General features: G+C 72.2%; 9 protein-coding genes. 2 read left to right on the top strand and 7 right to left on the bottom strand.

Annotated features, from left to right (window positions below):
• The first annotated feature begins 337 nt into the window (after positions 1-337).
• Positions 338-955: a M23 family metallopeptidase gene (locus ACFVX6_RS29410; RefSeq protein WP_389696507.1), complete on the top strand. Its 618-nt coding sequence runs from the start codon at positions 338-340 to the stop codon at positions 953-955.
• Positions 956-985: 30 nt separating this feature from the next.
• Here the strand turns inward: ACFVX6_RS29410 and ACFVX6_RS29415 are convergent, their stop codons facing one another.
• The 7 genes from ACFVX6_RS29415 to ACFVX6_RS29445 all read right to left on the bottom strand — a co-directional run bounded on the left by ACFVX6_RS29415 (position 986) and on the right by ACFVX6_RS29445 (position 7686).
• Positions 986-2311, bottom strand: a complete 1326-nt coding sequence (locus ACFVX6_RS29415; protein ID WP_389696509.1) for a LamG-like jellyroll fold domain-containing protein — start codon at positions 2309-2311, stop codon at positions 986-988.
• Between the two features lie 120 nt (positions 2312-2431).
• Positions 2432-3742 (bottom strand): two-component system sensor histidine kinase CseC, encoded by a 1311-nt coding sequence (cseC, locus tag ACFVX6_RS29420; protein ID WP_389696511.1) that lies wholly within the window; start codon positions 3740-3742, stop codon positions 2432-2434.
• 48 nt (positions 3743-3790) lie between these two features.
• The gene (gene cseB / locus ACFVX6_RS29425) at positions 3791-4492 is read right to left on the bottom strand and encodes a two-component system response regulator CseB (RefSeq protein WP_389696513.1); all 702 of its coding nucleotides are present in this window, start codon (positions 4490-4492) and stop codon (positions 3791-3793) included.
• Between the two features lie 71 nt (positions 4493-4563).
• Positions 4564-5220 carry a hypothetical protein gene (locus tag ACFVX6_RS29430; protein ID WP_389696515.1) on the bottom strand — a complete coding sequence of 219 codons (657 nt, stop codon included), beginning with the start codon at positions 5218-5220 and terminating at the stop codon, positions 4564-4566.
• 38 nt (positions 5221-5258) lie between these two features.
• The gene (locus ACFVX6_RS29435; RefSeq protein ID WP_069920779.1) at positions 5259-5819 is read right to left on the bottom strand and encodes a SigE family RNA polymerase sigma factor; all 561 of its coding nucleotides are present in this window, start codon (positions 5817-5819) and stop codon (positions 5259-5261) included.
• 179 nt (positions 5820-5998) lie between these two features.
• On the bottom strand, positions 5999-6952 hold the full coding sequence (locus tag ACFVX6_RS29440; RefSeq protein ID WP_389696517.1) for an A/G-specific adenine glycosylase: 954 nt from the start codon (positions 6950-6952) through the stop codon (positions 5999-6001).
• Positions 6953-7026: 74 nt separating this feature from the next.
• The gene (locus ACFVX6_RS29445; RefSeq protein ID WP_389696519.1) at positions 7027-7686 is read right to left on the bottom strand and encodes a phosphatase PAP2 family protein; all 660 of its coding nucleotides are present in this window, start codon (positions 7684-7686) and stop codon (positions 7027-7029) included.
• Between the two features lie 159 nt (positions 7687-7845).
• On the opposite strand from ACFVX6_RS29445, the gene ACFVX6_RS29450 reads away from it, so the two are divergent.
• The gene (locus tag ACFVX6_RS29450) at positions 7846-8676 is read left to right on the top strand and encodes a hypothetical protein (protein ID WP_389696521.1); all 831 of its coding nucleotides are present in this window, start codon (positions 7846-7848) and stop codon (positions 8674-8676) included.
• Positions 8677-8794: the final 118 nt, after the last annotated feature.

Genomic DNA, 8794 nt, shown 5'->3' on the forward strand with positions numbered 1-8794 from the left:
AAGCCGCACAGGGCAAATCGGACCTACTAGGAGCATTCGTAGAGATCGACGTCCGATTTGCCCCACCGCTGGGCCAGTGGGGAGGCGGTCAACAGGGCTGACAGCCCCCTCCGCATCTACGAGGCCGGGTAGTAACGGGGAGGTTTGGGGAAGCCGGGGTGCCCGGGTTACCAAGGATGAGCAAGCAAGCCCGGCACCCGCTCAGCGTGCCGGGTCCTTTCTTGCCCGAAGCACCCGCAGTACCCGCAGTACCCGCAGCACCAGCAGCACCAGCAGTACTCGAAACACCCGCAGCACCCGCAGCACCGTCCCCGTCCCCGGCCCGGAGGTCTCCTTCATGTCCGCGAAGCGCGTCAGCACCCGTCGTACCCGTATCGCCATCGGCGCCACCGCCCTGGGCGCGGCCCTGGCACTCGGGGCCGGGACGAGCGCCGCCTTCGCCGACGAGGTGCCCCAGGCCGAGCTGACCGGCACGGTCCAGCTGGTCTCCGAGCAGGCCGCCGCCCAGGCCGCGGCCCTCGCCGCGAAGCCGGCCGCCCTGTGGGAGAAGCCGGTGTCGAAGTACACGCTCTCCGCGACCTTCGGCAAGGGCGGCAGCATGTGGTCGCACAAGCACTCCGGCCAGGACTTCGCCGTCCCGGTCGGCACCCCGGTGGACGCCGTCTCCGCGGGCACCGTGGTCAAGGCCGGCCCCAACGGCGGCGGCGACGGCCCGGCCTACGGCAACGCCATCGTGATCAAGCACGCGAACAACACGTACTCCCAGTACGCGCACCTCTCGAAGCTCCAGGTCAAGATCGGCGAGAAGGTCTCCAAGGGCGAGCAGATCGCCCTCTCCGGCAACACCGGCAACTCGAGCGGCCCGCACCTCCACTTCGAGATCCGGACCACCCCGAACTACGGCTCGGCCGTGAACCCGGTGTCCTTCCTGCGGACGGTCGGCGTCACCATCTGATCAGCCGTCGGTCGATCGACCGCCGTCCGGTCAGCCGGTGACCCAGGCGTGGGTCCCGGTGCCGCGCGCGCCGGCGTCCAGTTCGCCCTTGCGGTAGGCCGCGGCCTGCTCGGGGGTGAAGGGCGCTCCGTAGAACCGGATGTAGTTCATGGAGCCCGTCCAGGCACCGGCCCACGCGTTCTGGTGGCGGGCCCGGCCCAGCTGCAAGGGGCCCGAGCCCTGCCAGATCCCCGGGACCGCTGCTTCGCCGATCTTCTTGCCCTCCACGTAGAGGTAGATCATCTTCTTCTCGGCGTCGTGGACGGCCGTCAGCACGGTCCAGGCCTTGACCGTCTTGTGCCCCTCGGCGGCCACGGTCACCATCGTGGGCGTGGCGCCCTCCGCGGTGGTCCGTACGCGGAACACCCAGGCCTGCTTGTTGTTCACCGTGTCGGAGCCCAGCTCGAACGAGAACGTCTCCCCGGTGCCCTGGCTCACGATGATGTGCGCGCCCTTCGCCGCGGACGTGTTCCTGACGCGCGTCGAGAGGGAGAAGCTCTTCGTCGTGTCCACGGCCGGCTCGGTGGACTGGGCGTACGAGTTCGGGCTGCCCGTGAGGGTGAGCTCGTAGTGCGTGCCCACCTTGGGCACCGTGGCCTCGGGGCCCATGCGGATGTTGGTCTTGCCGACGCTGTCGCGGAGCAGGGCGGGGTCGCTCGCGACCGTGGGGGAGTAGGACTTCGACGGGGACGCGCCGGGGTCGGGGGATCCGGACGCGGAGGGTGACGCGGAGGGCGCGTTGTCGGCGACGTCCTTTTTGCCGCCCCCGCCCGGCTCGTCGTTCTTCAGCAGGACGAACGCTCCGCCGCCGGCGAGCAGCAGCAGTACGGTCACCGCTCCGCCCACCATCCACAGCCGCTTCTTGCGCCGCTCGCGATCCGAGCGGTCGGCCATCGCCTCCCAGTCCGGCTGATCGCCGAAGGACACGGCGGGCAGGCCCTGGCCGGGTCCGGGCGGTCCGGCCGGTCCGGCCGGGCCGGAGTCCTCGGGGAACGGCATCGGGGGGCCGAAGGTACCGGCCGCGGGCGGGCCCGGCGGGTAGCCGTAGCCACCGCCCTGCGGGTAGCCGTAGCCGTGCCCCTCGCCCGGCGGGGTCTGGTCGGGCCGGCCGGGCGGGTAGCCGTAGCCGCCGTCGGGCGCGTGCTGGTCGTACTGCGTGTGCTGGTCGTGCTGCTCGTACTGCTCGTGCTGTTCGGGCCGGCCGGGCGGGAACCCGTAGCCGCCCGGCGCGGGTATGCCCGGCGGGAACCCGTAGCCGCCGCTCTCCGGGGCGGGCTCGGGCTGGGGGCTGTGCGGGCGATCCGTACCGTCAGTCATGGTTCGGATGCTAAAACATCAACGTCCGCATTCGAACAGCCGATGGTCGCGATACGACACCGATCCCGCCGATGCGGCACCGATCCCGCCGATGCGGCACCGATCCCGCTCGGTTCCCGCTCAGCCCTCCCTGCGGAGGATCGGGAAGCTCCCCGTCGCCGTCGGCGCGTGCTCCGGCAGCCACAGCACCGCCACCGCGCCCGCCGCCGAGCCGCCCTGGACGAAGCCGCCGGGGGCCGCCACGTTGCGGAACGTCAGCCGGGCGCCCAGCACCCGCGCCTGCCCCTCCGCGATGGTCAGCCCCAGCCCGTGCCCGACCCCGGCGCGGTCCGTGGACCCGGTCCGGAAGCGGCTCGGGCCCTCCCGGAGCAGGGCCTCGGGGAAGCCCGGCCCGTGGTCCCGGACCCGTACGACCCGGCCTTCGACATCGACCTGGACCGGCGCCCGCCCGTACCGCGCGGCATTGGCGAGGAGGTTGCCGAGGATCCGCTCCAGGCGGCGCGGATCGGTGCTGACGATCTCGTCCGCGACGATCCGTACGCTCGCCTCCGGCATCAGCGAGTTCACCCGGCGCTGCACGAACTCCCCCAGTGCCACCTCCTGGAGCTCGGCCCGCTCGGACGCGCTGTCCAGCCGGGCCACCTCCAGTACGTCTTCGACCAGCGCACGCAGCGCCTGCGCGCGGTCCCGTACGAGCTCGGTCGGCCGGCCCGGAGGCAGCAGTTCCGCCGCCGTGAGCAGGCCCGTCACGGGGGTGCGCAGTTCGTGCGCGATATCGGCGGTCACCCGCCGTTCCGCCTCCAGCCGCTGCTGGAGCGCGTCCGCCATCGCGTCGACCGCCCGCGCGAGGTCGTCGGTCTCGTCGCGTACGACGCCCCCGACCGCGTCCCGCACCCGTACCTCGGGATCCCCGTGCGCCACGCGCTGCGCGGCGGCCGCGGCCTTGCGCAGCCGGCGCGAGATCTGGCCGCCGATCAGCACGCCGAGCGCCGACCCGCCGATCACGACGGGGAAGACGCCGATGACCAGGGCCCGGTCCAGGTCGCGCACCATGTTGGCGCTCTCCCGGAACTGCGTGTGCAGCGACAGCACCTGCCCGTTGCCGAGCGGTACGGCCGCCCACACTTCGGGTCCGTTCGGGGTGTCCTGGACGTAGGTGCCGCGCCGCCCGGACCGGGCCTTCTCGCGCAGCTCACCTGGCAGGTCCGGGTCGTTGAGCTTGGCGCCCATGGGGGGCTTGCGGCCGGCGTCGGCGTTGCGGGAAATGAACTGCACCCGGTCGAGCTGCACCTCGCGCGCGCTCTCCAGCATCGATGCACGGGCAGCGCTGTGCACCACCAGGCTCAGGGCGATGGCGGTCAGCGCGCCCACGGACGCGATGGCGAGCGTGATCTTCCAGCGGATCCCGGTCCGCAGGGTGAACCGCTTCATTCAGATTTCATTCCCGCGCTCGTCCCCCGTGCTCGTTCTCTCAAGGCATCAGGCCTTGAGCTTGTATCCGAATCCCCGGACCGTTTCGATCCGGTCCTGCCCGATCTTGGTGCGCAGCCGCTGGACGTGGACGTCCACGACGCGGGTGTCGCCGCCCCAGTCGTAGTCCCAGACCCGCTCCAGCAGCCGGTCGCGCGAGAGCACGGTGCCGGGAGAGGTGGAGAACTCCAGCAGCAGCCGCATCTCGGTGGGGGTCAGTGCCACCGAGGCGCCCGCCTTGCGCACCTCCATGCCCTCCGTGTCGACCTCCAGGTCGCCGAAGAGCAGCACCCCGCGCTCGCCGGAGGCGTCGTCCTCGGACCCGCCCTGCGGGCCGCCGGCGTGGCCGAAGCGCCGGAGCACCGCGCGGATGCGGGCGACGAGGACGGAGCCGTCGAAGGGCTTGGTGACGTAGTCGTCGGCGCCCGCCTCCAGGCCCAGGACCACGTCGATGCTGTCGGCGCGCGCCGACAGCATGATGACGGGGACGGTGGACTCGTCGCGGATGCGGCGGCACAGGCTCACGCCGTCCATCCCGGGCACCATCACGTCGAGCAGCGCGATGTCGGGCCGGTCCGCCCGGAAGGACTCCAGGCCGGACAGCCCGTCGGGCATGGCCGTGACCACGAACCCGTCGCGTTCCAGCGCCAGGGTCGTGGCCTCACGGATGACGTCGTCGTCCTCCACGAACAGCACATGGGTCTCGGCCATCGGGAGCCTCGCCTCGCCTCGGTACTCGGTGCTTCGGTGTCTCTTCGGTGCTTCTCAGGCTTCTCGGATGTTCAGCTCTTCGGGCTGACGGCCGGGGCGGGGAGCGTCCCGCCGTCGACCACGTTGCTGTAGTCGGTGTGGACCCGGTCCTGCTCGGTGAACCGCTCTCCGTTCCAGCGGTACGTGATCAGGTCCTCGCCCGAGGGATAGGAGAGCGCGTCGCTCTTCCCGTAGACCGGCTTGGTGACGACCAGGTCGCCCCGGTCGATCTCGGCGTAGACGGGAGGCTGCTCGTCCGAGAAGACATTCTCGTACGAGGCCCCGTCCGCGCGGTACACGAACGAACCGCGGCCCAGCGCGTCGGCGCAGGACAGGACGTTGACCACGATGTCGACTTCCGGGCCGCCGGTGACCTTCCCGTAGCTGACGTCCACCGGGTACTCCTTGCCCGAGCAGGGCTTCAGGTCCCGTTTGATGTCGGCACTGATCTTGGGGTCCGCCTTGATCAGGGCGATCGGGTCGACCTTGGCGGCCGGCTTGCCGGAGGCCTGCGGGACGACGGGGGCGGCGGTGCCCGTGTCGTGTTCGGAGGGTGCGGAGGAGGGGGCTGCGGTCTTGGCCACCGACTCGGTGCGGGCCGGGCCGCCGTCCCGCAGCCCCGTGCCCCCCGTCGAGCAGCCGACCGCGAACAGCACGGTGCCGACGAGGACGATCGTCCCCGCCGACATCAGTACCACCGAGCTCCTGCCGCTCAGTCTTGGGCCAATCAGGCCGCGCACCGCTCACGCCCCTCGTACCGGATGGTGTGGTCACCGCGCTCCAGTGCGCGCATGTCCAGGTCCCGGCTCTCCAGTTCCTGCCGGAGCCGGGCCAGTGCGCGGTGCAGAGTGCTCTTCACGGTACCCGCCGACATGCCGAGCGCCGCGGCCGTCTCCTCGGTGCTCATCTGCTCCCAGTGTCGCAGCACCACCACACTGCGCTGCTTGGGCGCGAGCACCTTGAGGATGTCCATCAGCAGGGCGCGGTCGGCACGCTGGTCCGAGCCGTCCTCGACGGAGGCGTCGGGGAGCTGCTCGGTGGGAACCTCTTCGAGCTTGCGGGCCCGCCACCATTCGGTGCGGGTGTTGATCATGACACGGCGCAGGTAGGCGTCGGCAAGGGACTTGTCGGCGATGCCGTCCCAGCGGCCGTAGGTGCGGACGAGCGCGGTCTGCAGGAGGTCCTGTGCGTCGGTCGGGTCCGGAACCAGGCGACGGGCACTGCGCAGCAGCGCGTCCTGCCGGGTGCGTACGTACTCTTCGAATTCGAGTACCTCGCCGTGCGCCATCTCAGACCGCCTCCGTTCCGACCAACCGCTCATCCGCTGCCTTACGGATTCGACGGTACGGAGGCGTTGTCACGGCCCTGTGCGGGTCAGCCTTCGGTGGGCGCACGGACACCCATAGGTTGTGTAACAGCGCCCGTGAGCTGCGGTTTCCCCGGACAAGCGGAATCCCTGAGTCAGCCTCAGGGGGCTTCGGGGGAGGGGTCGGACGAGGCGTCGGACGAGGCGTCGGGGCCGGCCTTCGCGGGGCCGGCCGGAAGGCGGTACATGAGGCCGGGCAGCGGCTCCACGAGCCCGTCCGAGACCAGCCCGTCGAGCGCGCGGGCCCGCTGTACGGGCTCCTCCCAGACGGTGTCCAGGAGGGACTGCGACACGGCGCCGACCGCCTCGCGCAGCACCGCGAGGAGCCTGCCGCGCACCTGCCGGTCCGTCCCGGCGTACGTCTGCCCGCGCCGCGGCGGTCCCTCGTGAGCGGGCTTCCCGGCCAGCCGCCACGCGCACAGCCCGGCCACCGGACAGCTCCCGCAGTCCGGGCTCTTGGCCGTGCACACCAGTGCCCCGAGCTCCATGGAGGCCGCGGCCCAGCGGGCCGCGGTGTCCTCGTCCTCGGGCAGCAGGGCCCGCGCCAGGCGCCGCTCGGCGGCCGTCGTGGCGTTCGGCGGGTACTCGACCCCGGTCGCGGTGCGCGCGAAGACCCGGCGCACGTTCGTGTCGAGCACCGCGTGCCGCTGCCCGTACGCGAAGGAGGCCACGGCGGCCGCCGTGTACTCGCCGATCCCGGGCAGGGCCAGCAACTGGGCGTGCTCGCGGGGTACGTCGCCCCCGTGGCGCTCCGTTATGGCGACGGCCGCGCCGTGCAGGCGCAGGGCCCGGCGCGGGTAACCGAGGCGCCCCCAGGCGCGTACGGCCTCGCCCGGGGCGTCGGCGGCGAGGTCGGCGGGCCGGGGCCAGCGGGCGAGCCACTGCTCGTAGACCGGCAGGACCCGGTTGACGGGGGTCTGCTGGAGCATGAACTCGCTGACCATCACCCCCCAGGGGCCGGCCTCGGGGCGGCGCCAGGGCAGGTCGCGGGCGTGTGCTTCGAACCACGCGATGACGGGGGAGTGCAGCGCGGTGGTGGGAATGGTTGCAGTCATGGCAGACGGCATCCTGGCACGTTTCGGGCCCGCGGGGTGTCGTGTCGATCCCCGGCGCCGGGCCGGGGCGGGTGTCAGCGGGCGGGGTCCGCGCCGGTGATCAGGACGGCCGTGCGGCCGCCGCTCGTCCGCACGGCGGCGACGACCCTGGTCGCAGGGCCCGCGAGCGCGAGGACGGCGAGCGCGGCGAGGCTCGCGCCGAGCAGCAGGCCCATGGCCACGTCGTGCGGGTAGTGGACGCCGACGAAGACGCGGGAGAAGGCCATCAGCAGGGCCGGCGGAAGGGTCAGCAGCACGAGCTTGCGCCCGCCCGTCACCCGACCGCCGCCCCTCGTCGAGGCGCCGCGCGCCGCCCCTCCTGCCAACACCAGAGCCACGGCCGCGGCTCCCGCGATGGTGGCGTGATTGCTGGGGAAGGACCAGTCACCGGTGGCCGGGCACTTGATCAGCGAGGCCGCCGCCCCGGCCACGGCCCGGCAGGGGCGCTCCTCGTCGACGCTGGACTTCACCAGCTCGGAGGCGACGTAGGCCAGGGCGGTGACGAAGGGGGCGAGTACCGCGAGCGCCACCGTGCGGGGGTCGCGGGCGCCGCGTGATCGCCACCACACGGCTATGAAGAGGGCGCCGAAGACGAGCAGCCCGTACTCGGTCCAGAACTCGAACGCCGATTGCACCCAGGCGGGGGTCGAGTGGGCGAAATCGGTCACGTCGAGGTAGAGGCCGGAGCTGTCCATGGTGACTGAAGGTACCTAAATCGGAATAACGTCTTCATCAGTCTCCAGGCCGATTTCCGGTGCCCCGGATCACCCCGCGGGATGATCATCGGCAAAACAAGGCGAGTGCGCGGCATGTGGGGCACTGATCGCGCCGGGAACTCTCGTAAGGTTCCGTCCGTGGGATCTCTGCGCAATCCGGTCGGGCCGCTCCCCTCCTCCATCTACTGGCGACGGAGGGCCGTGCTGGCGTCCGTTGCCGCGCTCCTCGCGATGCTCGCCGTATGGACCGTCAGTTCCGGTGCGGGCAAGTCGAGTACCAACGGCAAGGGCCAGGGCGGCTCCGGTCCCGTCACCCAAATCACCCCCGGACCCTCGGGCTCCGGTCCGGCGATCAGTCAGGCCCCGGGCGGGCGCGGCGAGTCGGGCTCCGGCGGCTCCGGCGGTACGAGCTCCGGCACCGGCACGGGCTCCGACCCCGGTGCGAGCCCCGGCACGGGCAAGAACGGCGAACCGGGCGCGGAGCCCGGTACCGCCGGCCAGGGCGGGGCGGACGGCTCCGGCGGCACCGGCGCGGGCCAGGTCGTCCCGGCGGACTCGCCGGTGCCCACGTGCGCGCCCGGTGCGCTGCAGTGGGAGGTCAAGAGCGTGAAGAACGAGTACGAGGCGAGCGAGAAGCCGCGCCTCGAACTCGTCGCGCGCAACGTCTCGGGCACGACCTGCAAGGTCGATCTCGGCCCGAAGCAGGCGGTGCTGACGATCACTCAGGCCAGCAACGCCAAGCCGGTCTGGTCCTCGGCGGACTGCCCGACGGGCGCGGGCAACGTGTTCTACCGGGTGCCCTCGCAGGGCGAGACCAAGCAGGCCCTGGAATGGGACCGCCACTTCAGCGAGGCGACCCAGTGCCAGGCGCCTCCGGCGGGGGTGGCGGCGGCGGACACGTACGTGGTCGAGGTCAAGTCCCCCGGCATGCCGGTGGCTCGAACCTCGTTCGTCCTGAAGCCGGAGTAGTCGGCGCGGACGGGGCTGGATTGCCCACAGGGCCCAACCACCCCACCGGCGGGTGTGGGGCGGGGGCCCGGGCGGCGCCCCCGGCGCGGCGCGCCACCCCCCCCCCCGCGCGACGCCC

It is taken from the genome of Streptomyces sp. NPDC058289 (genome assembly GCF_042880975.1).
Taxonomy (GTDB): domain Bacteria; phylum Actinomycetota; class Actinomycetes; order Streptomycetales; family Streptomycetaceae; genus Streptomyces; species Streptomyces stoeckheimensis.

Excerpts from the sequence above, each read along its gene's own strand:
- ACFVX6_RS29440 (WP_389696517.1), bottom strand. The coding sequence starts at position 6,952 with ATGACTGCAACCATTCCCACCACCGCGCTGCACTCCCCCGTCATCGCG.
- ACFVX6_RS29430 (WP_389696515.1), bottom strand. The coding sequence starts at position 5,220 with ATGTCGGCGGGGACGATCGTCCTCGTCGGCACCGTGCTGTTCGCGGTC.
- ACFVX6_RS29445 (WP_389696519.1), bottom strand. The coding sequence starts at position 7,686 with ATGGACAGCTCCGGCCTCTACCTCGACGTGACCGATTTCGCCCACTCG.
- ACFVX6_RS29415 (WP_389696509.1), bottom strand. The coding sequence starts at position 2,311 with ATGACTGACGGTACGGATCGCCCGCACAGCCCCCAGCCCGAGCCCGCC.
- ACFVX6_RS29435 (WP_069920779.1), bottom strand. The coding sequence starts at position 5,819 with ATGGCGCACGGCGAGGTACTCGAATTCGAAGAGTACGTACGCACCCGG.
- cseC (WP_389696511.1), bottom strand. The coding sequence starts at position 3,742 with ATGAAGCGGTTCACCCTGCGGACCGGGATCCGCTGGAAGATCACGCTC.
- cseB (WP_389696513.1), bottom strand. The coding sequence starts at position 4,492 with ATGGCCGAGACCCATGTGCTGTTCGTGGAGGACGACGACGTCATCCGT.
- ACFVX6_RS29410 (WP_389696507.1), top strand. The coding sequence starts at position 338 with ATGTCCGCGAAGCGCGTCAGCACCCGTCGTACCCGTATCGCCATCGGC.